Genomic DNA, 26,026 nt, shown 5'->3' with positions numbered 1-26,026 from the left:
AGAAGCACATGACATTCTATACAATTTCATCCATACATGCAAACATATATATGCGCCATCGGCACGGCCAACCCGCCACACAAATTACCGCAAATGCAGATTGCGGATTTTATGTCGGCAGCGCTGCAGTTTGATGAGGAAAACACCCGAAAGTTAAAAGCCTTGTACCGCGTTTCAGGTATTGGGCAGCGTTATACAGTACTGGAAGATTATACCCGCCGGAACGGGGAGTTTACCTTTTTCCCTAATACCCCAACCCTGGAGCCGTTTCCAACTGTGCAGCAACGGATGGAGCTATACCGGCAGCATGCGGCAGGCTTATCAGAGGAAGCTATTCGTAACTGTCTTAAGCAGGCTCCCGGTGTTTCCACAGATGAAATCACACACCTTATCACCGTTAGCTGCACAGGCATGTACGCCCCGGGGCTGGGTATTGAACTGGTAGAGCGCCTGGGCCTGCGCCCTTCTGTACAGCGCACCGCTGTCAATTTTATGGGCTGCTATGCCGCCTTCAACGCTTTAAAACTGGCTGATGCTTTATGCAAAGCCGATCCGAAAGCGAAGGTCATGATTGTGTGTACAGAAATCTGCACCATTCATTTTCAAAAGTACACGGAACAGGATCACCTCGTGTCGAACGCTTTGTTCGGGGATGGCTCCGCGGCTGTACTGGTACAGGCACAGCCAAACGAACAGGTGAGCCTGGAGCTGCAATCGTTCCATTGCCACCTGGCACCCGCAGGAAAAGCAGAAATGGCCTGGCATATCGGCGATACCGGCTTTGAGATGACACTCTCTTCTTATGTACCTGCTCTTATCAAAGAAGGCATTAAAGAGCTAACGGATCAGTTGCTGAAAAACCTGAAAACAAAACTCTCCCACATCGGGCTCTTTGCCATACACCCGGGGGGCAGGCGCATACTGGAGGTAATTGAGCAGGAGCTGAGCATGTCGCGCGACGACAACCGCTATGCTTACCAGGTGCTGCGCGATTTTGGAAACATGTCGTCCGCCACGGTGCTTTTCGTGCTGAAGGCGTTGATGGAGAGCCTGACACCGGACAAAAAAGACGAACCGGTACTGAGTTTTGCTTTCGGCCCCGGCCTTACACTGGAATCAATGTTATTGAAAGTACACTATGCTTAAGAAACGGTCTAACGAGCCCGAAATAATGGATGACCTTCAGCTGTCAGGAGATGATATGCGCCGGACGCTGGGAGAACTGGAGGTGATAAACACCCTCCTGGGTGGCCACAAGGTCGTGCTGGATGCCCTTGATAAACTTGTGGCAAAACATGGCAACAACCTGCCACAGCCCCTGCACATCGCAGATATTGGCTGCGGGGGTGGCGATACCCTTATTCATATTGCGAAGTGGGCCAATAGGCGGAAAATTACTGTTAAACTGACAGGTGTAGATGCCAACGATTACATTGTGCAGGTTGCCCGGCAGCGTTGCAGCAGGTTTCCCGCTATTCAGGTAGAACAACACGATGTTTTCTCAGAGAGCTTTGCCCGGCATCCATACGATGTGCTGGTGTGCAGCCTTTTCTGCCATCATTTCACAGACCAACAATTGGTACAAATGTTCGGGCAGCTACACCGGCAGGCCCGCTTGGCTGTCATTATCAACGACCTGCACCGCCACTGGTTTGCCTACCATTCTATAAAGTGGCTGACAGCCCTTTTTTCAAAATCTTACCTGGTAAAGAACGACGGGCCGCTTTCAGTGTGGCGGGCCTTTAAAAAAGGGGAGTTAAAAGAACTTGTACGCAAAGCAGGGATAAAAACGTACAGCCTGCGGTGGATGTGGGCGTTCAGGTGGCAGCTCCTGCTTGAAAAGACTTAAGCCCCGCGATAAACGGCGTGTTATGAAATTGTTCCGGCTCCCATTACGCATAGGTGATATCGGGTTCTTATATATGTTGTCGATCATGCTGTGCTTTCTTTAGAGAAAGATGAGGTAATTGTATTCGTGAAAAGGTCTTAAACGTTGGTACGTGTATATAAGAGGATATCCTCTTTCCCAGGTTTCTGCAGGTTTATAAAGAGGAAGCCTCTATCATTTTTTTCGGGAGAAAAGGGTTGAGCACAATTCCCAAGTACAAAAACTTGCGTATGAGAGAAAATGGCGATTTTAGTTCTAAACAAAGACACCAGCTTATATACTATAGTTTACCCGAATAACGGCAAAGAAACCGTGATTGTGCTGCACGGCGGGCCCGGCGTTCCTGAAAACCTGGACCCGGTCATAGGCTATCTCATGCAGGACTACCAGGTGATTTATTTCCACCAGCGTGGCACCCTGAACTCCCCCTGTTCCTCCGGCAGCTACTCCATGGACAGTTATATTTCAGACATCGACAGTATTGCCGCACATTTCAATTTAGACAGGTTTCACCTGTTTGGCCATTCCTGGGGTGGACTCTATGCCCAGGTGTATGCTGAGAAAAGACAGGGCAAACTGCTGAGCATGTTCGCCTGCAGCCCCGCCACCGGTACTGGCTGGCAATGGGCGAAAACAGTGTTTGAAGTAGGTAAATTTCACAAGAGAAAAAGCACCGGTCCTGAGTGGGCGGCCATGGTGAAGAATTCCACATTGGGGATGCTGGGAAGCTACAAGGCCTATGGTAAATTCTATACCCAGTTCTCCATCAACTGCAACCGGGATTTTCGGGTGAAAAACCCGGTACAGGTCATGGTGGATCATATCAATGCCAAACCTATCACCCGCACCTATTTCTCGCTGCTATTACACCCTGAGCTTCAGCCCTTGCCAGATCCGGGGTTCAGAATAACCGTTCTTTTTGGGGATGATGATATTTTCGGCGACAGCATTGTATATGTAAAAGAGCGGTACCCGACCAGCAACTTTATTATCCTGCCAGCCAGCGGCCACTTCCCATGGCTTCATAATGAGGAAGCATTTTTCAAGGTATTGGCAGATCATTACAGGGTAGAAAGACCTGCCAGCATCACTTTTAAAGAGTAGCGCAGGGAGCTAGCAATTCAAGGGGTTCCCTTACACTAACACCTCCATCCTGGGCATGTTATGCCGGGCATTAAAAGCCAGTTGAAAAGCCTCCAGGGAGGCCAAGATGTCCTGCGGATCCACAGCCCGCATGATGAAAACGAGGCTGGAAACATGTTCCGCTGCAGGCCATGCCTCGAGGTGGTCTGGTGGATGAATAATGTGCTGCACACCATTTAAAACAACGGGTCCGGGACCGCCGATATCCAGAAGCCCTTTCACCCGCATTATGTCCTCTCCCCTTGCATGCAGCAACATACTCAGCCATAAACCAAAGGCAGTCCAGTCCAGAGGGGCCTCAAACGTAATGGAAACGGAAGCTACATCCTGAGCGTGGGGGCTCTTCCCGAACACATCTCCTGACAAATGGCTAGCTCCATGCCTTCTGTTCGTATCTGCGGGTTTAAAGAAAATAGCGGCGTCGATGGCCCCATAAACAGCCGTATGAATTTCAGCAGAAGGATTTAATGACTGCAGTTCTTTTACCAGGGCGTCTGTTTCTCCAGGGGTAGCTAAATCTGTTTTGGTGATGATGATTTTGTCTGCTATCACCGCCTGCTTCACAGATTCTGGTTGGTGCTGCAGGTGGAAATCCCCATTTACAGCATCTACTGTCACAACCACATTTTCAATGTAAAAATGATGCTGCAGCATCGGGTGCGTCATCACGGTAAAGACAATGGGCGCCGGATCAGCCAGGCCGGTGGTCTCGATAAGTACTTTGCTTACTTCAGTGCCTTCTCCCCTTTCCAGCCTGTCCAGCACATTTGTCAATCCCTCTATCAAATCCTCTCGGGTGCTGCAACAAACGCAGCCTCCTCCTAACAATATGGTGCTTTCATCCAGCCGCTGCAGCAGGTGATGGTCCAGTCCTACCTTCCCGAACTCATTTACCAGCACGGCTGTATCCTTCATATCCGGTTCGCGGAGGGCCTTTTGCAATAATGTGGTTTTGCCACTCCCCAGGAAACCGGTGACGATGGTAACAGGCAGTTTATGTCTTTTGCTCATGGTATTTCCTTCTCCTCCCTTTCATGCAGTTGCTTTAATTTCCCGATCAACACTGGGTCCAGTGGGTCGAGCCTGCGGCCAGTTAGTTTTTCAGCAACTGGCCATAAGTCTCCCAGGTCCTCAATTATTTCCTGCCTGCCTTTCCGGTCACTTAAAAGAAACTTGCTCCCATTCCAATCCTCCAGCTTTAACCCGAAATGGCACAGGAGGCTGTTGGCCAGCTTTGCCCGGTACAGCCTGTTCCGCCGAAAGGAGCGCAGCTGCTCGCCTCCTACCACAGCGGCCTCCGTACTATCCCCTGCACCAGCTCTTTTATCGGTCCAGTGCACCCGCATGATAAACCCGGTACATAACACGCACATAAGCTATATTTTAATTAATGAAGAAGAGGAGAATTTCTGCATGAGTTTACATTCTACTTCTGTTCTGGCAGGAGCAATACGATGTTAGCTGAGCGTTTAGAAACTAATTGTTTTAAATCCTGCAAAAAGATAGACAACTACTTCTTTCTTGGATTGCGGCGAGCGAAATCATCGGCCATTTCGTCGCAGGTTGCCCAGCGGATTCCCTCGTGGCTGTTGATATGCTCAATCAGCCTTTCGAGCATGAGCAGGACCTGGGGCCGACCGCTTACGTCGGGGTGAATAGTCATTGGGAAAATGGCATAATCGTATTCCCTGTACACCCAATCAAACTGGTCGCGCCACATCTGCTCAATGTCTCGTGGGTTCACAAAACCATGACTGTTGGGGGCTTTCTTGATGAACATCATTGGCGGTAAATCGTCGAGGTACCAGTTGGCTGGTATCTCTATCAGGTCAGTCTCCTCTCCTCTTTCCAAAGGCTTCATCCAAGATTCAGCTGACTGTTCATAGTTTATCTTTGTCCACTTATCCCCCACGCGCACATAGTAAGGATGGAAGTCGTTGTGCATCAAACTGTGGTCGTACTTAATTCCGTTCTTTAGCAGCAGTTCGTTGGTGATTGGAGAAAATTCCCACCACGGAGCCACATAGCCAGTGGGGCGGCGCCCTGACACTTCTGTTACCAGGTCGATGCATTTCAGGAGCACGTCTTCTTCCTGCTTGGGCGTCATGGCAATCGGGTTTTCGTGGGAATACCCGTGTACGCCTATTTCATGGCCTGCCTCAACCACCATGCGTGTCTGCTCGGGAAAGGTCTCGATAGAATGGCCGGGTATAAACCAGGAGGTTTTAATGTTATACTTGTCGAAGAGTTTTAACAGCCGCGGTGTACCGATTTCACCTGCAAACAAACCCCGGGAGATATCATCCGGTGAGTCTTCTCCGCCATAGGAACCCAGCCAGCCGGCAACTGCATCTACATCTACACCAAATGCCACGAGAATTTCTTTTTTTGCCATGTCTTTTACTTTAACCTCTCTGAAATTTAAATGAAAATTGAGCGGGTGCTTGCATGGAGGTACGCAGGGCGCCATGGCCTTGTTCACAAATCAGCAGATGGAAAGGCTAAGTCAGCGGAAGAGTAGAAAGTATCTATGGTAATTTAAGCTGAACCCGGACAAAATTAATGCTTGTGAGCAAGCCCCCTTTTGAAGGGGACAAAAAAAGCTTCAGCATCTATAAATCCGGAAGGCAATTCAGGGCAGCATGAAAAGGCTTATTTGAACTCCCTGGCAATAAGGGATTTGTTCATATCGCGGAGGTATGGGAGCCGGCGACGCTGTTCCACCACTTCCTGCAAGTCAATCTCTGAAACAATAACCTCGTCATCTTGGCTGGCTTCGGCAAGCAGGTCGCCCCAGGGGTTTACAATGCAGCTTCCGCCACCGAATTCAGTTTCTTCTTTTTCTGTACCGGTGCGGTTAGAGGCAATCACGAAGGCGCCATTTTCCAAAGCGCGCGAGCGGGTGGCAATTTTCCAGGCATATTTTCGGGCCTTTCCGAAGGCAGAAGGATACAAAATGATGTCGGCGCCTTTCAGGGTCAGGATACGGGCACCTTCCGGAAAACCCACTTCGTAGCAAATCTGCAGGCCAATGGTGCCTAATGCTGTCTGGAATACAGGCAATTCGTCTCCTTTTGTAAAGCGGATACTTTCCACATCCCAAAGGTGCGTTTTCCTGTAAGAACCTATCAATCCTTCCGGACCTACAATAACAGCAGTGTCATACACCAGGCCTCTGCTAAGGCCTTGTTCCAGAATGGCAGCAACAAGAAACAAGTTATGCCCGCTGGCTAACTGGTGCATCCAGTCAACGGTGGGGCCCGGAATTGGCTCTGCCATTTCCACATCCCGTTCCTCTACACGGTAACCTGTATTGAACAACTCCGGCAGCACAACCAGCTGTGCTCCCTCCTCTACCGCTCTGGAAATAAGTTTCTCTGCTTTCTGTAAATTCGCCTCTCTGTCACCCAGAATGCAATCCATCTGAACCGCCGCCACTTTTACTTTTCTGTCTTTCATACCCAATGCTCGCTGTTTTCTTCCCTGTTTGTACGGAACAAAAGTAAGTAAGGGCCAAGGATAGTATTATTCACAATGGCAAAGCCTGCATGTTGCCTGGCTGAAGAAGCTGTATTGAAGGGAAAACAGCCTCCAATGATACCTCCATGCGACTGCTATTTTTGGGCATAGCGCTCCCTCGCCTCCACAATCTGGTGCATGTTCAGCTTTGCCCAATCGGCCAGGCTGAGCAATTGCAGCAGCAGGCTTTGCCCCAGCTCTGTCAGTTCATACTCAACTCTCGGCGGTATCTCCGGGTAAATAGTTCGCTTCACCAGGCCGTCCTCTTCTAAGGAACGCAGCGTTACAGTGAGCATGCGCTGCGATATACCTGATATAAGGTTCTTCAACTCGTTAAACCGCAGCTTCCCGTTACGGCCCAGCATCAGAATAGCATAGACAGACCACTTGTCGCCGAAGCGCCCTATTACATCTTTTACAGGGCAACAGGATGCGACCGTTGCCTTCTCATTCATGATTTTATCTATCTTCTCCTGAACCTTAACGTGCTGGTTCTCACCTTTAGTTACTTCCATGATACTGAGTATGTTTAAAGTGCCTTCTTGACTTAAACAAAGATACTAAATACTTTTGAGTTACCAAAAGTAACCTAGTGCTGAATCATTACTTAAACTTCATTGTTAAGCCTATATGAACAAAATAGTAGAATCACTGGAATGGCGCTACGCCTCTAAAAGAATGAACGGGCAGAAAGTGCCTGCCGATAAAGTAGAAAATATACTGGAGGCTATCCGCCTTGCCCCTTCTTCTATGGGACTGCAGCCTTACTCGGTGCTGGTAATAGAGGATGAGGAACTGAAGAAAAAAATACAGCCTATTGCCATGAACCAGCCACAGATTGTGGAGAGTTCGCACCTGCTGGTGTTTGCCGCCTGGGATGATATTACACCGGAACATATCCAGGAGTACATCAGTCACACAGCCACTGTCAGAAATATGCCGGAAGAGGCACTCAGCGATTTCAAAAATACTTTGCTGAACATCGCTCATAACAACACGCAGGAGCAGAACTTTACCTGGGCTGCCAAGCAGGCTTATATTGCCTTTGGTACTGCCCTGGTTGCCGCTGCCGCCGAAAAGGTAGATGCCACCCCGATGGAAGGCTTCGACAGCGCTGCCCTGGACGAATTGCTGAACCTAAAGGAGAAGGGCCTGCGAAGCGTGACCCTGATGCCATTAGGCTACCGTGATACAGAAAATGACTGGCTGGCAAAACTGCCGAAGGTGAGAAGGCAAAAGGAAAAATTATTTATTCTACAGTAAGCACAGCGGGTGCTCCGTAGAATAAAAAGGAAAGGCTGAATTAAAGCAAATAAGTAAAACAAAATAAGACACTGAATTATGACAAAGCAGAAAATAAAAATAGATATTGTATCGGATGTGAATTGCCCATGGTGCTATGTTGGCGAGCAGCGCCTGAACAAGGCCATGACAGAGGCAAACGACAAGTATGAGTTTGACATTAGCTTTAAGCCTTTTGAGTTGAACGCCCAGATTCCGCAGGAAGGCGTGGACAGGTTAGAGTATTTCAAAAACGCCTATGGTCCTTCTATTGTAGACCAGATAGAAGCCATGAACCAGCGCCTGCAGGATGCCGGTTCCCCGGAAGGCATCGAGTTCAACTTCGATAAACTAACGACAGTAAACAACACCTTTAATGGCCACAGACTTATCTGGCTTGCTGGCCAGGCAGGTGTACAGGAAGAAGTAGCTCATGCCCTGTTCTACAGCTACTTTACGGAAGGCAAAAACATGAACGATATTGCTTTACTAAAGGAAATAGGGATTGCCAACGGTATACCAGCCGAGCGACTGAAAGGCTTTTTTGAAGGTGATGAAGGTAAAAAAGAAGTACGTGAGCTGGAGCAATGGGCGCATGCCTCAGGCATTAAGGGCGTACCGGCTTTCATTATTAACGACCAGTACCTTGTAAGCGGCGCACAGCCGGCAGATACTTTCCACCAGGTATTCTCGCAGATAGCTCCTCAGGCGCCAAAGTTTGAGGAAATCTCTACAGAAGGACAAAGCTGTGGAATTGACGGAAATAACTGCTAATAGCGAGGAGAAACCAAATTAATATTAAAGCAAAAGGCCGGGCATGAGTCCGGCCTTTTGCTTTTGTTCCTGGTGGGAATTCTATTTATGTTTACTGCAACGGCAGCCCAATCTGCCGGGCCTGAGCCGCATGGTCCCTGGCACCCCAGCGCTGCAGTATTTTTCCATCCCTTATCACGAACCACTCCATGGCGGCAATCTCATATGTTTTGCCTGTGGGCTCGTTTCCCATAAACGGACCTTTAAAAGTGCCACGCTCTGTATAGCGCACTGCTACTGTATCTTTTTCTGCCACCATGCCCTCTATCGTTAGCTGCATCCCTAGCCCCTCCACCAACTGCCTCCAGACCGGGATGGCTTTGTCCATAAGGGCTTTCCCAAACACACCTTGGATCTCGGCCTTAGGCGCAAATAGTGCCCGTAATGCATCCATATTGCCCTCGTTGAAAGCCGCAACATAGGCCTCCACTATTTTTTTGTTTTCCTCTTGTTGTGTCATGATTTTGTCTTGTGAGGTGGGGTAGAATTTCAGGAGTAAAATAGCAAATTCGACCACACGCTGCAACAGCACATTGCTAATCAAGGTAATAGCAGCTACCTCAACTAACCTTATGAAACAACAGTATCAGTAGAAGAGCAGTTAACCAGTTTGTGAGCCAGTATTTTTGCTTCCTCACATGGATTAGAAGGCATTTTATGGAATCGAACTATACAACCCCACCCCAAACAAGAATTGGGCACGTTCATCTGAAAGTAGCTGACCTGGACAGTGCCCTGAAGTTTTACTGCGGCTTGCTGGGATTTGAACTAACCACCACCTATGGGAAAGACGCGGCATTTATTTCTGCAGGGGGCTATCATCACCACATCGGCCTGAACACATGGTACAGCAAGGATGGCTCCCCTCCTCCGGCAAGCACCACAGGCCTTTTCCATACTGCCATCCTATACCCTACCCGTAAAGATCTGGCTACCATCTTCCGGCGGCTCCGGGAAGCAGATTACCCGTTCACCGGGGCAGCAGACCACGGGGTATCTGAAGCGCTTTACCTGAACGACCCCGACCGCAACGGAGTGGAGCTGTACTGGGACCGCCCAAAGGAGATGTGGCCTACCAAGCCAGACGGGTCGCTGGAAATGTACACGCGCCCGCTGGACCTGGAAAGCCTTCTGAAAGAACTTGATTAGATAAAGCGTATGTTAACTTTCCTGGTAGCCTTTTACCTGCTGCCTTGCAGTTCCCAGTCCATCTATTCCCAGTTCCATCACATCGCCCGGCTTTAAGAAAACCGGTGGCTTTAAACCGTACCCCACACCGGAAGGTGAGCCGGTTGAGATGATATCACCCGGAAGCAGGGTCATAAACTGGCTCATATAGGAAACAATATGCGGTATCTTGAAAATAAAATTGGCGGTGGTGCTGTCCTGCATCAGTTCGCCATTTAGCTTCAGCCACAGGCGCAGGTTGTTTACGTCTTCTATCTCGTCTTTTGTAACCAGGTAAGGTCCCATGGGCGCGAAAGTGTCACAGCCCTTTCCTTTGTCCCAGGTGCCGCCGCGTTCAAACTGGTAAGCCCGCTCCGACACATCATTGTGCAGGCAGTAACCCGCCACGTAGTCCATTACCTCGGCTTCGTCCACATAGCTTGCCTTTTTACCTATCACAAAAGCAAGCTCAATTTCCCAGTCTGTTTTCTCTGAATTCCTGGGAATAATAATATCATCGTTTGGCCCCACCAGCGCCGTGGTAGACTTCATGAATAGGATCGGTTCTGTGGGAATCTCCTTTTTCATCTCTTTCGCATGGTCGGCGTAGTTCAGGCCGGTGCAAAGAATCTTAGAGGGGCGGGCAACCGGGCTTCCCAGGCGGCTGTTCTCCGGTATGCGCTCCAGCTTTCCCTTATTGAAGTCCACAAATTCCTGCAGGCGGGCAAGCCCATCTGTTTCAAAAAACTGCTCGTTATAATCTTCACCAAAAGCGGAAGTGTCATAAAAAGTGTTGTCTATCACAACTCCTGTTTTTTCCTTATTTGGTTCTCCGTATCGTATCAGTTTCATATTTTAAGAGTTTGGTTTATAGAGCAGGAAGAGCCATGATGCAAAAGTTTAGGCAGTAAATTCCTGCTCCTGAAAAAAATTAAGTACGGCAGGGGTATTCGTTTCGTTCAAACGTCTGCCTCCAACGAGCGTAAACAAAGGGCAGTTGCACGTTCAGTTTCAGCACAGCAGGCTTTTCGTACAGATTCAATGCGGCACCTTCTGCAGACTGTAAAAAGCAGTAGTTTAAATCTGACCATGCCAAAGGCACCTGTAAAAAGAAAAAAGGAACCAGCGTGATGTGCCGTTTAGCAGGAGAGGCAAAAGGAACAGCCTTTCGCCCTAAGAGCCTGTTCAAAAAATAAAAGCACCATAGAAGCACCAAATGGGAAAAAGTAGTCTTATTAAAACAGCAGCATACATAAACGGCCAATGGATTGAAGCCCGAAGTGGCAAAACCTTTGAGGTGACCAATCCTGCCACTGGCGAAGTTCTAGGTTCTGTGCCCGATATGAACCGGGAGGACGTGCGCAAAGCCATTGACGCAGCCCATGCAGCCTGGCCTGCTTACCGCGATATGACGGCCAAAGAAAGGTCTGCCATGCTGCGTAACTGGTTTCACCTTATCATGGAAAACAAAGAGGAGCTGGCCCGCATCATGACCCTCGAATCTGGTAAGGTAATGGCAGAAAGCCTGGGCGAAGTGAACTATGGCGCCTCTTTTATTGAATGGTTTGCCGAGGAAGCCAAACGTGCTTACGGCGATGTCATACCACCTCACACAAAAGACAGGCGCCTGGTGGTGATCAAACAAGCTATTGGTGTGACAGCAGCCATCACCCCCTGGAATTTCCCACTGGCCATGATTACGCGCAAAGTGGGTCCTGCACTGGCAGCCGGCAGCCCTGTTGTCATCAAACCACCGCTCGAGACACCCCTGACAGCCCTGGCCCTCTGTAAACTGGCTGAGCAAGCCGGCTTCCCGCCTGGCGTGTACAATACCGTCACCACGACAGACAGCAGCGAGGTCGGCAAGGAACTTTGCGAGAACCCGAAGGTCCGGAAGCTCTCCTTTACAGGGTCTACTCCTGTCGGCAAAATCCTGATGAGCCAGTGCTCCTCCACACTGAAGAAACTCTCGCTGGAATTGGGAGGGAATGCCCCCTTTATTGTTTTTGAAGATGCGGACATAGACGAAGCAGTGAAGGGCGCCCTGGCAGCCAAGTACCGGCACAACGGGCAAACATGCGTGTGCGTAAACCGCATCCTGGTGCAGGACAAGGTATACGATGAATTTGTAGAGAAATTTACCCGTGCTGTGCAGGGGCTTAAAACAGGAAATGTGCTGGACACCAATGTACAGGTAGGGCCGCTTATTAATGAAAAAGGGCTCAAGAAAGTACAGGAACATATACGGGATGCCGTTGAGAAAGGGGCAAAAGTCACAACAGGCGGCAGTGCTATAGAAGGCTTGTTCTTTCAGCCAACCGTACTGGCAGAAGCCACTGAAGACATGGTCATTGCAAAGGAAGAAGTATTCGGGCCTGTAGCCCCCATCTTCCGGTTTAACACTGAGGAAGAAGCTATCCAGATGGCCAACGACACAGAATATGGCCTAGCCTCCTACTTCTACAGCAAAGACGTTAACCGTTGCTGGCGTGTGGCCGAGGCATTGGAGTATGGCATGGTCGGCATCAACGAAGGCATCATCTCCACAGAGGTAGCGCCATTTGGTGGGGTAAAAGAATCCGGCTTCGGACGAGAGGGCTCGAAATACGGCATGGACTATTTCATGGAAATAAAATACATGTGCTTCGGCGGCGTGAATAAATAAAATAAATCTGCTTAACAACTGAAATACAGAACATAGAAAACAAACGACATGATGAAGAAAAGAACATTAGGAAAACATGGACCAGATGTATCCGCGATAGGTTTAGGTTGTATGGGCATGAGCGCCTTTTATGGCGACAGAAACGATGACGAATCAGTAGCAACCATACACCGTGCGCTGGAACTGGGAATCAATTTCCTTGACACTGCCGAACTGTACGGACCACATACAAATGAAATTTTAATAGGTGGAGCCATCAAAGGGAAAAGAGACCAGGTCTTTATTGCTACCAAGTTTGGTGTTGCCATTGATGAAAATGGGGTGCGGATAGACGGCAGACCAGAAACAGTGCGCAAATCTGCAGAGGGAAGCTTAAAAAACCTTGGAGTAGATACCATTGACCTTTACTACCAGCACCGCATGGACCCGAATGTTCCGATTGAAGATACCATTGGGGCCATGGCTGACCTGGTAAAAGAAGGCAAGGTGCGCTACCTGGGCATATCAGAAGCTGAACCGGAACTGATAGAAAGGGCGCACAAGACACACCCTCTGACTGCTGTGCAAACGGAGTACTCCCTTTGGACAAGAGACGTAGAAAACAACGGCGTGCTGGACACAGTGCGCAACTTGGGAATAGGATTTGTACCCTACAGCCCTCTTGGTCGTGGCTTCTTAACAGGTGCCATTAAAAGCCCGGATGACTTTGAAGAAGGTGACTTCCGCAGGCACAACCCGCGCTTTATGGGTGAGAACTTCCAAAAGAACCTCGACATCGTGGACAAGCTAAACAAGCTTGCAGCTGATAAAGGGGTTAGCGCAGCGCAACTGGCACTGGCGTGGGTATTAGCCAAAGGCGATGACATGGTACCTATTCCGGGAACAAAGCGCAGAAAATACCTGGAGGAAAATATCAAGGCGGTAGAAATACTGTTAAGCGTAGAAGAAGTACTTGAAATTGACAGCATCTTCCCTCCCGATATCACGGCGGGTGACCGTTATTAGCGTTAGCAGTGTAGCAGAGGGGCAAATGATGTACACCAGCAAATGTCAGGCAAAGTATTGCAAATTACCTGTTCCCTTCGAGCTAATCCACAACATGTATCATAGCCCTTTCCTGTCCCCGGTTAAATCACACTTACCAAAGGCGGGTCAGGGCTATTTTCAGAAGAAAAAATCTTAAGCCAAACAAGAACAGACAGATGAACCCTAAAAAACTTGCAGCAGGAAAAGCAGTAGCTTATGTACAGGAGGGAATGGTGGTCGGGCTGGGAACCGGCTCCACCGCCACCTGGGCCATAAGGGCATTGGGAGAAAAAGTGAAGGCGGGGCTGAACATAAAAGCTGTTGCCAGTTCTGTAACGTCAGAAAACATGGCAAAAGAATTAGGCATAACATTAGTTGATTTTTCAGAGATCCAGGTGATCGATGTAACTATTGATGGCGCAGATGAAGTGGACGCACAGTTTAACCTGATTAAAGGCGGTGGCGGAGCACTGCTACGGGAAAAAATTATTGCCTATAACAGCCGGCAGTTTATTGTGGTGGTAGATGAAACAAAACTGGTTGATACGTTGGGTAAATTTCCTTTGCCCGTGGAGATAGTGCCTTTTGCAGCTGAACTGACCTTAAAACAATTAAAGGATTTAGGCTGTGAAGCAACCATCCGGCAACAGGAAGGCAAAGATTTTGTAACGGACAATGGCAACCTCATTGCAGATTGTGCTTTTAAGCGGATTGAGGACCCTGAAAAATTGAACACAAGCCTTTTATTGATTCCGGGTGTGGTGGAGAGTGGCTTGTTTCTTCATCCGAAAGTCTCGCAGGTAGTTGTTGGTGATGCTGATGGGAAAGTAGAGGTTTTAATATAGAGTTGGCCTGTGAAGGTATTACCTTCTATCAAGCTATAACAGGGATGAACGTACTTCATTTACCTGGCCTCCCATTTTTAATTCAGGCAGATTTAACTTAGTTTAGTAACGGCTTTAGGGGTGTTCCCATACAGGAACTGAGACAATACCCTTTGAACCTGATCCAGGTCATGCTGGCGAAGGGAAAAGCACGAATGGCTGTTACAGCTATTCCCTCTTTTCATCTCACTCCTCCTCTCCGGGAAGCTCTTTAGCCGCCGTTTTACCATAAAAAGAGAAACCATGAAGGAGCAACTCTGGAATATTTTATCTGCCGTCAGGCAAAACGCACCGTTGGTGCACAACATCACCAACTACGTCGTGATGAATAATACCGCCAATGCTCTGCTGGCTGCAGGTGCGTCTCCGGTTATGGCGCATGCTCACAGCGAGGTAAGCGACATGGTGTCTATCGCCGGTGCCCTTGTTGTGAATATCGGCACGCTGGACGAGTATTGGGTGCAGAGCATGAAGCTGGCCGTAGAGCAGGCAAATGCGCTTCAAAAAGCGTGGGTCCTCGACCCGGTAGGTGCCGGCGCTACCCCTTACCGCAACCAGGTACTGGAAGAATTACTGCGTTACCGCCCCTCCGTTATCAGGGGAAACGCCTCTGAGATCATGGCGCTGGCGAAAGCAAGCTCTAATACCAAAGGAGTAGATAGTACAAACCAGAGCGAAGAAGCCCTTGAGGCCGCGCAACAGCTGAGCAACACCACGGGCGCTGTTGTTTGCGTTTCGGGTGCCTCTGACTTCATTGTTTTTAAGAACCACTACAACACTATCTCCAACGGGCATGCGCTGATGGCGCGGGTAACGGGCATGGGCTGCACGGCCAGTGCGCTGGTAGGAGCCTGCTGTGCCGTAAGCCCCGATGATCCCTTTGCTGCTACCACTGCAGCAATGGCCCTGATGGGTATAGCAGGCGATAAAGCCGCAGAAAAATCACCCGGCCCTGGCTCCTTGCAGCTCCACTTCCTCGACGCGCTATACCAGCTCTCTGAAAATGACTTCATGGAGCGCCTGAAACTAGAGAGAAAGGCATGAGCAGCTTCCCATACAGGCTGTACCTGGTAACGAACCAAGCGTCCTGCTTCGGGCGTGACTTAACCGAGGTGGTGGAAGCAGCAGTGAAAGGGGGCGTAGACCTGGTGCAGATACGTGAAAAGAATCTCACGGAAAAAGCTTTTCTGAAAAAGACGCAGCAGCTGAAAGAGTTGCTGGACCGCTACCAGGTTCCCCTGATTGTGAACGACAACCTGCAGGTAGCCGTGCAGAGCAAGGCGGCAGGCATTCATGTGGGCAACAACGACATGGCACCCGCTGCTATCCTGAAGGAATGGGCTGCCTGTGGCATTCTGGGCTACTCGTTGGAATACGAGGAGCACCTGCACAGCACGCATGCCGCCCTGGCAGACTACCTGGCGCTGAGCCCGGTCTTTTCCACGCCTACCAAACAAGACACTGTGACCGAATGGGGCCTGGATGGCATCAGCCGCATCAGAGCCTTAACAGCTAAACCGCTGGTAGCCATTGGCCGCGTTAGTGAAGCAAACGCCGCTGATATAGTGAAGGCAGGTGCCGACTGCCTGGCTGTGGTATCTGCCATTTGCTCTGCCCCGAACCCGGCACGGGCCGCTGAAAGAATCAGGAACGAAATAGAGAATGCCTTATGAAAAATTATAAATACCCTGCCGTGCTTACTATTGCAGGATCAGACAGTGGCGGTGGTGCGGGCATACAAGCCGACCTGAAAACGTTCTCAGCGCTGGGCTGCTTTGGCACCTCGGCCATTACGGCTATCACCGTGCAGAACACCTGTGGCGTCACCGGCATACACAGTATCCCAGCAGACATCGTGCAGGGCCAGATAAAAGCCGTGATGGACGACATAAAACCTGCTGCCATTAAAATAGGCATGGTGCACAGTGCAGATCTTGTACAGGCAATTGCCGAACAACTGAAAAACTATGCTGTACCGGTTGTTCTGGACCCGGTGATGGTGGCAACAAGTGGCGATAAGCTGATAGAGGACAACACCATTGCACTGCTTAAAAAGGAGCTCCTTCCACTGGCGGAACTGGCTACGCCGAACCTGGATGAGGCAGAAATTTTAGCCGGCAGGCAGATAAAGGATGTAGCCGGAATGAAAGATGCCGCACACCTTATTCTGGAGACAGGCTGCCGCTCGGTATTGGTCAAAGGAGGACACCTGCAGGGGCCACGGCTCTACGATGTATACCTGCATCAAAACGGCGACATGCGGGTATTCCAATCAGAGGCCATCGCCAGTAAGAACACCCATGGCACAGGCTGCACCCTCTCCTCCGCCATCGCCGCCTTTTTAGCAATGCGTGTGGAACTGACAGAGGCCATAGAGCAGGCCAGGGAGTACGTGCACCATGCCATTGACCAGGGTAAAGATGTTCAGACAGGAGAAGGACACGGCCCTTTAAACCATTTCTTTCAACCGCAAAAACTACAAAAACATGAGCTGGAGTAAGAATGCGTGGGAGGCAGGTGCTTCTATATATGAGCAGATAACCGGGATGCCTTTTATCAGTGAGCTGATAAAAGGAACATTGTCGAAGGAAAAGTTTAAATTCTATATTGCCCAGGATTCCCTGTACCTGGCTGATTTTGGCAAAGCCCTCTCTCTTATTGCGGCCCGGGCGCACACCACCGAGCATGCACTGGAGTTCATGCGCTTTGCGGAAGGTGCCATCGTAGTGGAGCATGCCCTCCACGCCGGGTATTTTCAGAAATTAGGCATCCAGGCGGGTACTTCCATTTCCCCTACCTGTCAGCATTATACGCGCTACCTGCTCAGCACTGCAGCACTCGACCAGGTAGAGGTTGCCATGGCGGCCCTGCTCCCCTGCTTCTGGATCTACAAAGAGGTAGGTGACTTTATCTACAAACAGCCGCAGCAGGAAAACAACCCGTACCAGGAATGGATTAACACCTATGCCGGGGAAGAATTTTCGGTTATAGTTGAAAGAGCTATAAAGATTTGTGATGAGGTGGCGCAAAACTGCACCCCTGCGCAGCAACAAGCCATGACAGATGCCTTTGTTACCGCATGCAGGCTGGAGTGGATGTTCTGGGACAGTGCCTGGAGAATGGAAGAGTGGCCGGTGTGAGTGCCTACGGCAGACTAGGCTGTTCTTTTATGGAAGGAGCTTAAGGGAATTTGTATAAGATTCTCCAGGAAATTCCTTCCGGATAAGGAGCAGAAAAATGCCTCCCGGCCTGACGGCCAGGAGGCATTTTCATTCATTCATTTATCTGGAAAACACAGCAGGTTCCATGTAACATAGCTTGCTAATAAGGGAAAAGCCACATCACCAATTTACCTTACTTACTCTTCTGTTCATCCGTCGTTTGCCCCTCAGAAAGTGGCTCCTTTGCATTAAGCTTATTTGTTTCGTCGCCTTTCATGCTCTTCAAAGCTCCTGATTTATCCTCATTTGTTATAATTCCTCCGACACCAACTTTCCCCATCGATTCTGCGCTGTTCTGTGAGGTGGTAGCACTGTTTTTCAAACCTTCTGCGTCTCTGTTATACGTGGCATCTGTTTTAGCAGTGCTTTCTTTCCCCTGGTTCTGATTTTGGTTTTGATTCTGATTTTTATCTGTATTCATAGCTTTCGGGTTTAATGTAAAAATGTGTATCCCTTTATAAAGGGCTACACATTTTTACGGGGCAGAAGCAGAGTGGTTGAAAACAAAGCCATATCCTGTATTCCTGGACACACCCCCTGGACTATTCTTCCATCAGCGAAAGCAGAAAAGCCAGAGAAGAAGATGTTCATTCAGTTAAACATATAGATAGGATGATTGTACCCAGCTTCAATCCGAATAGAACCTTCTAAATAAAAACAAGATGCACTTTTGGCACTTTTTGCTCTCAAAGCCTGAGATTACACCATCTTTGTAGCTGCAGGTTATCTCCAGGCAATTACGGCCGCAGTTCCATCGGCTTACATGTAAGGCATAGCTTGGGTTAAACAGGTCATTTTCTGCTTTCATCAAACGTTCCTCAGGCTTATTTCCAATAAACCCCGTAAATACCGTCTATGATAACACCAGAAGAAAAAATACAAACGCTGGGAATAACGCTTCCTGCTCCTGTTCAACCTGTCGCCAACTATGTTACGCATGTGCAGGCAGGAAACCTGTTGTACCTGTCAGGGCACGGCTACTGCGGGAGCCCGACGGCAGTGGACATCGGTAAACTTGGCCGTGACCTCACCGTGGAGCAGGGATATGAAGCAGCGCGCCATGCAGGCGTATGCGTGCTTGCCACTATCAAGCATGCTCTTGGTGAACTGGGCAGGGTAAAGCGCATTGTGCGGGTACTGGGGATGGTGAATGCCACTGAGGACTTCATGGACCACCCAAAAGTAATAAATGGTTTTTCTGACCTGATGATAGAAGTCTTCGGAGACAAAGGGAAGCACGTCCGCTCGGCTGTTGGTATGGGTTCCCTTCCTGGTGGCATTGCCGTAGAAATAGAAGTCACCTTAGAAATAGAACTATAAGCCGGTTGCCGGGCTATTTAGCATGAGCAGCAAAAGTGAAACACTAAACCGGCTTACTTGAAAAAACATCTCCTGAAAACATGCTGCGCCATGTCAATGGTCTAGTTAAAGCTTCCTTTAAAGAATAAAATACATGTATAGTAAAGAAACAGAATCCGTACGCAACCAGCAGCAGCACCAGGGAGTGAATACCCCTATCTACACTTCTACAGCCAACAGGTATAAAGGCTACGATGAAATACTCTATCCCAGGAACTTCAACACAGAAAACCAACTTGCCATTGTAGACAAACTCTGCAGGTTAGAACAAGGGGAAGACGGGATGATATTCAGTTCCGGAACTGCGGCCATCTCCACCACGCTCTTTGCCTTTCTTAAAGCAGGAGATCATGCCCTGTTCTCACAGGAAATATACGGGGGCACTGTGAAGCTTATTGTAGAGGAATTCCCCAAGTACAACATCGCATACGACTTTGTGTCCAGTGCCGATATGGGCCATATAGAAACCTTGATTCAGGAGAACACGAAAGTCATCTATACAGAAACGCCTTCTAACCCCCTGCTTTCTGTTGTTGACCTGGAAATGGTAAGTGCTGTTGCCAGGAAGCACAACATCCTGTCTGTTGTAGACAACACGTTTGCGACTCCTTTTAACCAGAACCCGATTCCGCTGGGCTTTGATGTGGTGGTGCACAGCGGTACCAAATACCTGGGAGGGCACCACGATCTATGTTTTGGTGCCATCATCACATCCAGAAGGCTGAAAGACATTATCTACGAAAGCGCTTTAAATTTTGGCGGCAGCCTGAACGGACTGGATTGCTACCTGATAGAGCGGAGCCTGAAGACGCTGGCCCTCCGGGTAGAGAAACAGAATGCCAGTGCCATGAAAATAGCTGAAGTACTACAGGAAGAAGCAGGAGTAGCAAAGGTATACTACCCCGGCCTGCCACAGCACCCGAACCACACCATTGCAGTGCGGCAAATGAAAGGAGGATTCGGAGGAATGCTGTCCTTTGAGCTGAAAGACCAGGCAAGGACAGAGGATTTTTTAAACAGGCTGCAGTTAATTATTCCTGCGCTGAGCCTGGGCGGCGTAGATACCACCATCTGCCAACCCTCCAGGTCATCGCATGCCAGTTTACCTGCGGAGGAGCGTTTGGCATTAGGCATTACGGACGGCTTGCTTCGGCTTTCCGTTGGAATAGAAAGCCCGGAGGACCTGCTCTATGACCTCAGGTCAGCCATGAAAAAGTAAAAGTTACAAGAGCCAAAGCGGTTCTTTTTGTAATTAAAAATAAAACAACCTGTCCTATATAGGACAGGCTGTTTTAAAAAGAATAAGCTGCTGTTTAGTAATTGTAGTTTCCGGTGATACGCCTGTCAGAGTTATGCGAAGTGCTGCCGCCGGAACTGCTTTGTCCGCCACCGTAAGTGCTAGCTCCCATAGAACCATAGCCACCGTAATTACCAGACGAATTGCCGTAGAGGTTGCCGCCGAACGAGCCGCCCCTGTTCCCAGTCTGATAACCTGTTCCAGGGCCATAGTTTTTGCCACCATAGGAGCTTCCCATCCCGGTGCCATAATTATCTGCAAAAGTCTGTACAGCGTAGTTCGGTACTCCCCTGTTTGAGTTAGGGAAAGCATCACCTGTACCACCGCCATAGCGCGAACTGCTCAGGTAATCTCTGTTACCGGAATAATAAGGTTGCTCCTCCTGCATATTGCCTCCGCGCTGGTCACTGTTCAGGGTGTTGTACCTGTCGGACGTGCCATCAAAGCTTGATATGCCGTAGCCCTGCCGGATGTCGCCCTGGCTGTTTTCATTGCCCCTGAAATTCGAGGCATAGCTGGTATCCCTGTCATCGTCACGGCTGCGATAGTTATGGTAACGATTTTCCCGCTCGTCGTTTCCCTGATAGCCCCGGTTATAGCGATCCTGTTGGTTGTAACGGTTATCGTTGTTTCTGTAACCGCTGTTCCGATAGTCTCTTTCAAACTGCTGTTTCAAATCCCTGCCTGGTCTCTCGTCGCGGTTGTACCTGTTCTCACGGTAGTACCCGTCATTCCGGTCATACCCATATTGGTTGTCCCGGTCGTAGCGGTTTCTGTTGTTATTGTTGTATTCGTACCTGTCTTCGTTATTGTAGCCACCTCTGTAGTAGCGGTCTCTGTCGTGCCGTTCCATAGCGTTTAATTAGGTTTGCGTTTTCTTTTTATTCTAACGATAGCTTCGCCCTGCGGTTTCCCGCTGCTGTTTTCGCCTCCCAAGGGCACGATATAAGAAAACAGTTCCTAATCTCACCGGTGAATCTGGCTATTTTCTGTTATTTATAGTTTTCCTGTGATGTCAGTCAAAGCATCACCCCCCTGTCCTGTTCAACTCATCCAGGTTGTTGTTGCGGCGTTTGGTATCAAACTTTTCTCCTCTGCTGAAGTTGTAGCGCAAGGTTAATCCAACGGTGCGGTTACGGAAGTATTGGTCAAAGTCATTTACGTTTCCGCTGATATCTGTCGTAAAAACCAGCCTGTAGGTTCTGAAAATGTCGTTGAAGTTCAGGCTCACATCCAGTTTGTCGTCCAGGATGCTTCTCTTGAATGCGGTATGGACCCACCACATCGGCGCAATGCGGTATAAGCCTGATGCCGCTGGCCCCCTGTACACTGCATTTATCTCCATCCTGAGCTTGAGGGGCAGTAGAATGTTGTGGTTGGACTGCAGCATGTAAAACACCTGGTCATTTACTATCAGCTCGTTATTCGCTACCATGCTGTACTCGTTGTAAGAGAGCACCAACGTGTTGTTGGTATCCCAGTTTTTCATGATGCTTAAAGGCACAATGGCGGTTAAACTGATGTTTTGCGCGTCGTCCACATTACCGGTTGTGTAAATGGTGGTGGCTGTTTCCTCCACCAGTATCGGTAACTCCGAAATCACATCCTGGAGGAGCTGATAGTTCAGCGTGAGGTTATAGGTTTTCTTGAACGTATTCGTAATGCCAAAAGCATGGGTAAACTGCGGCCTCAGCCCCGGGTTGCCCTGCACATAAGTATACGGATCGCGGTATATAATAAAAGGATTCATGCTTAAGTAGTTGGGACGCTGAATACGGCGGCTGTAACTGTAGCTGATTTCATAGTTATCCGTCACCTTCTGCTGCAGAAACAGGCTTGGGAACAGGTTCAGGTATTTCCTGTCATTTACCTGTCCTGTAGTAAGCGACTCTCCTCTTGATTTGGTATGTTCTGCACGCAGGCCTCCCTGTAAAGTATAACGCTCCCCCAGCCTGCTGTTCATGTTCACATAAGCAGCGTAGATATCCTCATCATACACAAAATGGTTTGTTCGGTTCAGGTCCAGTACCGGCTCATCCCCGTTGTTGAAGTAAAAGCGCGAATCATTATCAGATAAAACCCTGCTGGCCTTGGCACCCATTTCCAGCTTCCGGTCCTTTGTGAATTGTTTGGTAAAATCAATTTTAGCTGAATAAATGTCAAACTCATTTGGAGTATCGGTATACAGAAAATCCTGTACGGTGGGCGCAGTCGAAGTTAAATCATAAAAATAATTGTAGAAGTTGGCTTCCCCACGGTTCGTGATTCTGACATAGTCCAGGTCAGCCGTCAAACTGGAGCCCAGGGTGTCAAGCTTGCCCACATAATGCACATTCGACGTAAAGTTGGTGAACCGGTTCGTCAGGTAATTATTCGCGTCAATAAACTGCTCCGGCTCGTTTGGGCTGCTTCCGATGTAGGTGTCGGTCAGGAAATCTGTCTCAAGGAAGTTGGTGCCGTAATTGGCCATAAAGCCGACAGTGTGTTTGTCATTCAGGCTGTAGTCGGTACCCAGGCGCACAAACGGCGGTCCCTGCACCATATAATTCCCGGTGGCTACTTGGTCAAAATAGGTGGTGCTTGTTTCACCGTAAAACACTCTTGTAAAGGTTGCCTCGCGGCCTCCTACCCGGCGTGCCATATCCAGGTTCAGAAAAGAATTCCAGTCATTGCTTTTGTAGTTAATGTTGGCGCCTGTGGTATAGCCGTGCTGCTGGCCGTTGTAAGTGTAGCCGGCGTACACGCTGCCGTTCACCCCCTGTTGTGTATTTTTCTTCAGGTTGATGTTCAGGATACCGGAAGAACCCTCTGCATCATACCTGGCAGACGGATTGGTGATGATTTCTATGTTTTTGATGTTCTCTGCAGACATGCCCTCCAGCAAAGTGCGCAGATCCCTTGCCGACAAGTAAGTGAGCTTGCCATCCAGCATGATAGTAGCGCCGGATCGGCCGTTCAGCTGGATGTTGCCATCCTGGTCAATAAACACACCCGGCGACTTTGCCAGCACGTCGTAGGCGGTACTGCCAGCGGCCATAGCGGTGCCCTCCACACTGACCACCATCCGGTCTGCTTCCTGTGTTATGGCAGGCCGAAGCGTCTGCACATTTACCTCCTTCAGCTGGGTAGAGACAGGAGCAAGCACGACGGGGCCGGTCGCCACTTCAGGATTGTCTGCTGTTATAGAAAGCTGCCGGATGGTTTTAGTGTCGTAGCCGATAAAGCTAAAAGTAACGTCATAGTTGCCGGGTGCCAGACTGGTGAAAGCAAAGCGGCCCCCACTATCGGTGAGGGTTCCATTGATAGCCTGTGTGGAGCCACCCTGCAGCAAAGCCACCGTGGCAAATTCAATGGGCTTGCCCGTAAGAGAGTCCAGCAGCGTCCCGGAAATGGCACCAATCCCGTTGCTGGTGCCCGGCGCAGGTTTTTGAGACTGTTCCTGTGCTAACGCTGTAACGGTAAGGCTGAGGCATAGGCATAGCTGTCCCAGCAAAAAGAGGAGACTTTTTTTCATAGTTTATAGCGTAAGTGTTTATGTATTTTACCCGGTCAGCTGCTGCACCTTAAAGACAAGGGAAATTCCGAAGGTTGCACGGGGCGCAGCTTTCCTTAATTCATTTCTTCTCTGGTTATTGCTCAGGCAAGAGTTTCTAGGAGAAGAAAAAGCTGCATCCAAATCAATCAACGGGTAAAAAGTAAAAAGCCTGCCACTGATGTTTTCAGAAGCAGGCTTCAGTTTTGGCTGCGACGCCCTGGGTGCCAGATTTATAATGAAGCATCCTGCTGCATTTCATGCTATATGAAATGCAGCAGGATGTGGTAATGGACAAGTCTCTGTTCACGCAAGTGCTTCCTTCATTCAGGAAGTGAAGCAGCGGGCTTACCCGGCAAAGAAAGCTGCCGCAGGAACAGCAACTCCTCTCAGGCCATACCGGAAAAAAGGCTGTTGTGTGGCTGTTTTATTTTTTCTTATTCAGCGTCAGGCCATATACAATCAGTGCGGCTGCAGCCGCAAAAACCACATATTGTTTGTCTTTTGCGGTAAGGGACTTATAAAAGTCCAGCCCGTACTGCCCCGGATCTTTCATTACCGCATCTAACTCAGATGGATCTGTGAGAATTTTTCCTAAAGATTTAAGAGATTTAGATTCTTTCATTGCCTTAATTTTGTTTTGATTAGCGTACGTTGCTGAACACATTAAGATATAGGGATACGTTAAAAAAGCGCTTAATCTATATTTAACATGGGAGCGCCTGAGCGGGCAGCATATATCAGCCAGCTGCGCAGTTGAAAGAAAAAAAGCTGAGGCACCGGCAATTTTTCTTTTCAGATGCTGTTTCTCCTTAAATAATAAGACTATTACATGATTATCTTATTATTTATGGCTTAAGATCAAGAATTACCAACTTTATGTTGCATATTGTAAGATATAATGAACATATATGCCCGCAGATGTGTAGTAGGTATATAACAAACAAAACAATATGAATAACGGAACAGTAAAATTCTTTAATGAAACCAAAGGATTCGGATTTATTAAAGAAGCAAATTCAGATCAGGAATACTTTGTACATGTATCTGGCCTGGTACACGAGATCAGAGAAAATGACGAAGTTACTTTTGATCTACAGGAAGGTAGAAAAGGACTAAACGCAGTGAATGTGCAGCGTGTTTAGTTTTAAAATATAAGTAACATAAAAAAGCCTTACATGCGTAAGGCTTTTTTATTTGCTCGCACACAATTTCTCTTTTTTCCTCTCACATTCTGCTCCGTTTTCAGCTGAAACCGGGCTTTTACCTCACGCCAATGAACCGAAAATACTTAGTAGATACCACCACACGCGAATACCTGTGCGTTGCTTTGCAAAAAGGACAAGATTGGGAGCCAAACAACCAGGATTCCATGGACAGCTTTATGGGCTCCCGCGCCAATAAGAACCGGTCTGACTTCGAGCTAGTAACAGGCGAGTACAATGACAACACCTTCTTCGAGAAGTGGATACGTAACGGAACGAACTTTCTTTTCCGCTACTAGCAAGGCCGGATAGCCCCCATTTCCGTAGATATTAGAACATAACACCAAAATCCAAAAACTATATATGGGTAGATCTCAAGAAACATTTAGTAAAAAAGAAAAAGAAAAGAAAAAACTAAAGAAAAGACAGGACAAAGAGCAGAAGAAGGAAGAGCGTTTAGCGAATTCTAACAAAGGAAAAGGCATTGACGAAATGCTCGCCTATATAGATGACGAAGGAAACATTACGGATACTCCTCCGGATCCTACAAAAAAGAAGAAAGAGATAAAGCAGGAGGACATCCGGATTGGTGTACCAAAGCTGGAAGAAATTGATCCGGCCGATTTGGTCAGAAAAGGAACAATCACCTTCTTCAACACCTCGAAAGGCTACGGCTTTATCAAGGACCACGACTCACAGGAAAGCATTTTTGTTCACCAGAACAGCCTGGAAGATGCGGTGAAAGAAAATGACAAGGTTAGCTTCGAAGTGGAGAAAGGCCCTAAAGGTCTTAACGCTATCAACGTGAAGTTAGTAAAGTAGAAAATTTACGCAGCGTCCTGTTCATGCCCAATGTGCAACAATGGGAGTGCTGCGTTTTGCCATATAAGTACAGAAGTACTGCTGAAGCTCTGAAAGGCTTTGAACTTAACGCTGTCCGGCGCCAGGTTCAAAGCCTTTTTTTTGAGCCTGGCGCCGGACAGCTGCCTCTTACTCCCCTGCCTTGTCGCTAGCTGGACGTATCAT

At 48.7% G+C, this 26,026-nt stretch carries 29 protein-coding genes and 1 riboswitch; of the genes, 18 read left to right on the top strand and 11 right to left on the bottom strand.

Annotation, left to right across the window (positions count from 1 at the left end; all coding sequences use genetic code 11):
* The first annotated feature begins 36 nt into the window (after positions 1–36).
* From ACYVB1_RS03585 to ACYVB1_RS03575, 3 genes are all read left to right on the top strand, one after another.
* Entirely contained in the window at positions 37–1,146 is a 1,110-nt protein-coding gene (locus ACYVB1_RS03585; RefSeq protein WP_460920659.1) for a type III polyketide synthase, read from the top strand.
* On the top strand, positions 1,139–1,849 hold the full coding sequence (locus tag ACYVB1_RS03580; protein ID WP_460920657.1) for a methyltransferase domain-containing protein: 711 nt from the start codon (positions 1,139–1,141) through the stop codon (positions 1,847–1,849). Before ACYVB1_RS03585 ends, ACYVB1_RS03580 begins: the two co-directional genes overlap by 8 nt.
* A 279-nt stretch (positions 1,850–2,128) precedes the next feature.
* Positions 2,129–2,992 (top strand): alpha/beta fold hydrolase, encoded by an 864-nt coding sequence (locus tag ACYVB1_RS03575; RefSeq protein ID WP_460920655.1) that lies wholly within the window; start codon positions 2,129–2,131, stop codon positions 2,990–2,992.
* Positions 2,993–3,022: 30 nt separating this feature from the next.
* Here the strand turns inward: ACYVB1_RS03575 and ACYVB1_RS03570 are convergent, their stop codons facing one another.
* The 5 genes from ACYVB1_RS03570 to ACYVB1_RS03550 form a co-directional block, all read right to left on the bottom strand.
* The gene (locus ACYVB1_RS03570) at positions 3,023–4,042 is read right to left on the bottom strand and encodes a CobW family GTP-binding protein (RefSeq protein WP_460920653.1); all 1,020 of its coding nucleotides are present in this window, start codon (positions 4,040–4,042) and stop codon (positions 3,023–3,025) included.
* The gene (locus tag ACYVB1_RS03565) at positions 4,039–4,404 is read right to left on the bottom strand and encodes a hypothetical protein (RefSeq protein WP_460920651.1); all 366 of its coding nucleotides are present in this window, start codon (positions 4,402–4,404) and stop codon (positions 4,039–4,041) included. The genes ACYVB1_RS03570 and ACYVB1_RS03565 overlap by 4 nt, the downstream gene beginning before the upstream one ends.
* Positions 4,405–4,541: 137 nt before the next feature.
* Positions 4,542–5,426, bottom strand: coding sequence for a polysaccharide deacetylase family protein (locus ACYVB1_RS03560; protein WP_460920649.1), 885 nt, complete (start codon positions 5,424–5,426; stop codon positions 4,542–4,544).
* A gap of 257 nt (positions 5,427–5,683) precedes the next feature.
* Complete coding sequence (locus ACYVB1_RS03555) at positions 5,684–6,490, bottom strand: carbon-nitrogen hydrolase family protein (protein ID WP_460920647.1); 807 nt, start codon at positions 6,488–6,490, stop codon at positions 5,684–5,686.
* Positions 6,491–6,645: 155 nt separating this feature from the next.
* On the bottom strand, positions 6,646–7,065 hold the full coding sequence (locus tag ACYVB1_RS03550; RefSeq protein ID WP_460920645.1) for a winged helix-turn-helix transcriptional regulator: 420 nt from the start codon (positions 7,063–7,065) through the stop codon (positions 6,646–6,648).
* Between the two features lie 115 nt (positions 7,066–7,180).
* On the opposite strand from ACYVB1_RS03550, the gene ACYVB1_RS03545 reads away from it, so the two are divergent.
* On the top strand, positions 7,181–7,813 hold the full coding sequence (locus tag ACYVB1_RS03545) for a nitroreductase family protein (RefSeq protein WP_460920643.1): 633 nt from the start codon (positions 7,181–7,183) through the stop codon (positions 7,811–7,813).
* 78 nt (positions 7,814–7,891) lie between these two features.
* A complete protein-coding gene (locus ACYVB1_RS03540) occupies positions 7,892–8,605 on the top strand; it encodes a DsbA family oxidoreductase (protein WP_460920641.1) in 714 nt (237 codons plus the stop codon).
* A 91-nt stretch (positions 8,606–8,696) separates the two neighbouring features.
* On the opposite strand, the gene ACYVB1_RS03535 is transcribed toward ACYVB1_RS03540, so the two are convergent.
* Positions 8,697–9,104: an ester cyclase gene (locus tag ACYVB1_RS03535; RefSeq protein ID WP_460920639.1), complete on the bottom strand. Its 408-nt coding sequence runs from the start codon at positions 9,102–9,104 to the stop codon at positions 8,697–8,699.
* A gap of 197 nt (positions 9,105–9,301) precedes the next feature.
* On the opposite strand from ACYVB1_RS03535, the gene ACYVB1_RS03530 reads away from it, so the two are divergent.
* Positions 9,302–9,793 (top strand): VOC family protein, encoded by a 492-nt coding sequence (locus tag ACYVB1_RS03530; protein WP_460920637.1) that lies wholly within the window; start codon positions 9,302–9,304, stop codon positions 9,791–9,793.
* Between the two features lie 12 nt (positions 9,794–9,805).
* On the opposite strand, the gene ACYVB1_RS03525 is transcribed toward ACYVB1_RS03530, so the two are convergent.
* Positions 9,806–10,663, bottom strand: a complete 858-nt coding sequence (locus tag ACYVB1_RS03525; RefSeq protein ID WP_460920635.1) for a fumarylacetoacetate hydrolase family protein — start codon at positions 10,661–10,663, stop codon at positions 9,806–9,808.
* A 364-nt stretch (positions 10,664–11,027) separates the two neighbouring features.
* Between ACYVB1_RS03525 and ACYVB1_RS03520 the strand changes: the two genes are divergently transcribed.
* From ACYVB1_RS03520 to tenA, 7 genes are all read left to right on the top strand, one after another.
* Entirely contained in the window at positions 11,028–12,476 is a 1,449-nt protein-coding gene (locus ACYVB1_RS03520) for an NAD-dependent succinate-semialdehyde dehydrogenase (RefSeq protein WP_460920633.1), read from the top strand.
* 48 nt (positions 12,477–12,524) lie between these two features.
* Positions 12,525–13,481, top strand: a complete 957-nt coding sequence (locus ACYVB1_RS03515; RefSeq protein ID WP_460920631.1) for an aldo/keto reductase — start codon at positions 12,525–12,527, stop codon at positions 13,479–13,481.
* 197 nt (positions 13,482–13,678) lie between these two features.
* Positions 13,679–14,347 carry a ribose-5-phosphate isomerase RpiA gene (rpiA, locus tag ACYVB1_RS03510; RefSeq protein ID WP_460920629.1) on the top strand — a complete coding sequence of 223 codons (669 nt, stop codon included), beginning with the start codon at positions 13,679–13,681 and terminating at the stop codon, positions 14,345–14,347.
* Positions 14,348–14,453: 106 nt separating this feature from the next.
* Positions 14,454–14,549, top strand: a riboswitch (TPP riboswitch).
* 80 nt (positions 14,550–14,629) lie between these two features.
* Positions 14,630–15,430, top strand: coding sequence for a hydroxyethylthiazole kinase (gene thiM, locus ACYVB1_RS03505; protein ID WP_460920627.1), 801 nt, complete (start codon positions 14,630–14,632; stop codon positions 15,428–15,430).
* Positions 15,427–16,059 carry a thiamine phosphate synthase gene (gene thiE, locus ACYVB1_RS03500; protein ID WP_460920625.1) on the top strand — a complete coding sequence of 211 codons (633 nt, stop codon included), beginning with the start codon at positions 15,427–15,429 and terminating at the stop codon, positions 16,057–16,059. The genes thiM and thiE overlap by 4 nt, the downstream gene beginning before the upstream one ends.
* Positions 16,056–16,886, top strand: coding sequence for a bifunctional hydroxymethylpyrimidine kinase/phosphomethylpyrimidine kinase (gene thiD, locus ACYVB1_RS03495; protein ID WP_460920623.1), 831 nt, complete (start codon positions 16,056–16,058; stop codon positions 16,884–16,886). Before thiE ends, thiD begins: the two co-directional genes overlap by 4 nt.
* Entirely contained in the window at positions 16,873–17,526 is a 654-nt protein-coding gene (gene tenA, locus ACYVB1_RS03490) for a thiaminase II (protein ID WP_460920621.1), read from the top strand. The genes thiD and tenA overlap by 14 nt, the downstream gene beginning before the upstream one ends.
* Before the next feature lie 214 nt (positions 17,527–17,740).
* Here tenA and ACYVB1_RS03485 read toward each other — a convergent pair whose 3' ends face one another.
* Entirely contained in the window at positions 17,741–18,028 is a 288-nt protein-coding gene (locus tag ACYVB1_RS03485; protein ID WP_460920619.1) for a hypothetical protein, read from the bottom strand.
* Positions 18,029–18,462: 434 nt separating this feature from the next.
* Here ACYVB1_RS03485 and ACYVB1_RS03480 point away from each other — a divergent pair, with 434 nt between their 5' ends.
* Both ACYVB1_RS03480 and ACYVB1_RS03475 read left to right on the top strand, forming a co-directional pair.
* Positions 18,463–18,927, top strand: a complete 465-nt coding sequence (locus ACYVB1_RS03480) for a RidA family protein (protein WP_460920617.1) — start codon at positions 18,463–18,465, stop codon at positions 18,925–18,927.
* A 133-nt stretch (positions 18,928–19,060) separates the two neighbouring features.
* Complete coding sequence (locus ACYVB1_RS03475) at positions 19,061–20,185, top strand: trans-sulfuration enzyme family protein (protein ID WP_460920615.1); 1,125 nt, start codon at positions 19,061–19,063, stop codon at positions 20,183–20,185.
* A 94-nt stretch (positions 20,186–20,279) separates the two neighbouring features.
* On the opposite strand, the gene ACYVB1_RS03470 is transcribed toward ACYVB1_RS03475, so the two are convergent.
* The 3 genes from ACYVB1_RS03470 to ACYVB1_RS03460 all read right to left on the bottom strand — a co-directional run bounded on the left by ACYVB1_RS03470 (position 20,280) and on the right by ACYVB1_RS03460 (position 24,420).
* The gene (locus tag ACYVB1_RS03470; protein WP_460920613.1) at positions 20,280–21,116 is read right to left on the bottom strand and encodes a hypothetical protein; all 837 of its coding nucleotides are present in this window, start codon (positions 21,114–21,116) and stop codon (positions 20,280–20,282) included.
* 174 nt (positions 21,117–21,290) lie between these two features.
* Positions 21,291–23,777, bottom strand: coding sequence for a TonB-dependent receptor domain-containing protein (locus ACYVB1_RS03465; RefSeq protein ID WP_460920611.1), 2,487 nt, complete (start codon positions 23,775–23,777; stop codon positions 21,291–21,293).
* Between the two features lie 445 nt (positions 23,778–24,222).
* Positions 24,223–24,420, bottom strand: coding sequence for a hypothetical protein (locus ACYVB1_RS03460; protein ID WP_460920609.1), 198 nt, complete (start codon positions 24,418–24,420; stop codon positions 24,223–24,225).
* Between the two features lie 328 nt (positions 24,421–24,748).
* Here ACYVB1_RS03460 and ACYVB1_RS03455 point away from each other — a divergent pair, with 328 nt between their 5' ends.
* The 3 genes from ACYVB1_RS03455 (at position 24,749) to ACYVB1_RS03445 (ending at position 25,822) form a co-directional block, all read left to right on the top strand.
* Positions 24,749–24,940, top strand: a complete 192-nt coding sequence (locus ACYVB1_RS03455; RefSeq protein ID WP_460920607.1) for a cold-shock protein — start codon at positions 24,749–24,751, stop codon at positions 24,938–24,940.
* Between the two features lie 131 nt (positions 24,941–25,071).
* A complete protein-coding gene (locus ACYVB1_RS03450) occupies positions 25,072–25,299 on the top strand; it encodes a hypothetical protein (RefSeq protein WP_460920605.1) in 228 nt (75 codons plus the stop codon).
* A 64-nt stretch (positions 25,300–25,363) separates the two neighbouring features.
* Positions 25,364–25,822: a cold-shock protein gene (locus ACYVB1_RS03445; RefSeq protein ID WP_460920603.1), complete on the top strand. Its 459-nt coding sequence runs from the start codon at positions 25,364–25,366 to the stop codon at positions 25,820–25,822.
* Positions 25,823–26,026: the final 204 nt, after the last annotated feature.

This window comes from Pontibacter brevis, assembly GCF_054779655.1.
The sequence above is the reverse complement of the archived record's forward strand: the minus strand, read 5'-3'. Positions and strand labels throughout refer to the sequence as shown.

Bases quoted from the DNA above. Each gene is read 5' to 3' on its own strand.
- ACYVB1_RS03585 (WP_460920659.1), top strand. From the start codon at position 37: ATGCAAACATATATATGCGCCATCGGCACGGCCAACCCGCCACACAAA.
- ACYVB1_RS03580 (WP_460920657.1), top strand. From the start codon at position 1,139: ATGCTTAAGAAACGGTCTAACGAGCCCGAAATAATGGATGACCTTCAG.
- ACYVB1_RS03575 (WP_460920655.1), top strand. From the start codon at position 2,129: ATGGCGATTTTAGTTCTAAACAAAGACACCAGCTTATATACTATAGTT.
- ACYVB1_RS03570 (WP_460920653.1), bottom strand. From the start codon at position 4,042: ATGAGCAAAAGACATAAACTGCCTGTTACCATCGTCACCGGTTTCCTG.
- ACYVB1_RS03565 (WP_460920651.1), bottom strand. From the start codon at position 4,404: ATGTGCGTGTTATGTACCGGGTTTATCATGCGGGTGCACTGGACCGAT.
- ACYVB1_RS03560 (WP_460920649.1), bottom strand. From the start codon at position 5,426: ATGGCAAAAAAAGAAATTCTCGTGGCATTTGGTGTAGATGTAGATGCA.
- ACYVB1_RS03555 (WP_460920647.1), bottom strand. From the start codon at position 6,490: ATGAAAGACAGAAAAGTAAAAGTGGCGGCGGTTCAGATGGATTGCATT.
- ACYVB1_RS03550 (WP_460920645.1), bottom strand. From the start codon at position 7,065: ATGGAAGTAACTAAAGGTGAGAACCAGCACGTTAAGGTTCAGGAGAAG.
- ACYVB1_RS03545 (WP_460920643.1), top strand. From the start codon at position 7,181: ATGAACAAAATAGTAGAATCACTGGAATGGCGCTACGCCTCTAAAAGA.
- ACYVB1_RS03540 (WP_460920641.1), top strand. From the start codon at position 7,892: ATGACAAAGCAGAAAATAAAAATAGATATTGTATCGGATGTGAATTGC.
- ACYVB1_RS03535 (WP_460920639.1), bottom strand. From the start codon at position 9,104: ATGACACAACAAGAGGAAAACAAAAAAATAGTGGAGGCCTATGTTGCG.
- ACYVB1_RS03530 (WP_460920637.1), top strand. From the start codon at position 9,302: ATGGAATCGAACTATACAACCCCACCCCAAACAAGAATTGGGCACGTT.
- ACYVB1_RS03525 (WP_460920635.1), bottom strand. From the start codon at position 10,663: ATGAAACTGATACGATACGGAGAACCAAATAAGGAAAAAACAGGAGTT.
- ACYVB1_RS03520 (WP_460920633.1), top strand. From the start codon at position 11,028: ATGGGAAAAAGTAGTCTTATTAAAACAGCAGCATACATAAACGGCCAA.
- ACYVB1_RS03515 (WP_460920631.1), top strand. From the start codon at position 12,525: ATGATGAAGAAAAGAACATTAGGAAAACATGGACCAGATGTATCCGCG.
- rpiA (WP_460920629.1), top strand. From the start codon at position 13,679: ATGAACCCTAAAAAACTTGCAGCAGGAAAAGCAGTAGCTTATGTACAG.
- thiM (WP_460920627.1), top strand. From the start codon at position 14,630: ATGAAGGAGCAACTCTGGAATATTTTATCTGCCGTCAGGCAAAACGCA.
- thiE (WP_460920625.1), top strand. From the start codon at position 15,427: ATGAGCAGCTTCCCATACAGGCTGTACCTGGTAACGAACCAAGCGTCC.
- thiD (WP_460920623.1), top strand. From the start codon at position 16,056: ATGAAAAATTATAAATACCCTGCCGTGCTTACTATTGCAGGATCAGAC.
- tenA (WP_460920621.1), top strand. From the start codon at position 16,873: ATGAGCTGGAGTAAGAATGCGTGGGAGGCAGGTGCTTCTATATATGAG.
- ACYVB1_RS03485 (WP_460920619.1), bottom strand. From the start codon at position 18,028: ATGAATACAGATAAAAATCAGAATCAAAACCAAAATCAGAACCAGGGG.
- ACYVB1_RS03480 (WP_460920617.1), top strand. From the start codon at position 18,463: ATGATAACACCAGAAGAAAAAATACAAACGCTGGGAATAACGCTTCCT.
- ACYVB1_RS03475 (WP_460920615.1), top strand. From the start codon at position 19,061: ATGTATAGTAAAGAAACAGAATCCGTACGCAACCAGCAGCAGCACCAG.
- ACYVB1_RS03470 (WP_460920613.1), bottom strand. From the start codon at position 21,116: ATGGAACGGCACGACAGAGACCGCTACTACAGAGGTGGCTACAATAAC.
- ACYVB1_RS03465 (WP_460920611.1), bottom strand. From the start codon at position 23,777: ATGAAAAAAAGTCTCCTCTTTTTGCTGGGACAGCTATGCCTATGCCTC.
- ACYVB1_RS03460 (WP_460920609.1), bottom strand. From the start codon at position 24,420: ATGAAAGAATCTAAATCTCTTAAATCTTTAGGAAAAATTCTCACAGAT.
- ACYVB1_RS03455 (WP_460920607.1), top strand. From the start codon at position 24,749: ATGAATAACGGAACAGTAAAATTCTTTAATGAAACCAAAGGATTCGGA.
- ACYVB1_RS03450 (WP_460920605.1), top strand. From the start codon at position 25,072: ATGAACCGAAAATACTTAGTAGATACCACCACACGCGAATACCTGTGC.
- ACYVB1_RS03445 (WP_460920603.1), top strand. From the start codon at position 25,364: ATGGGTAGATCTCAAGAAACATTTAGTAAAAAAGAAAAAGAAAAGAAA.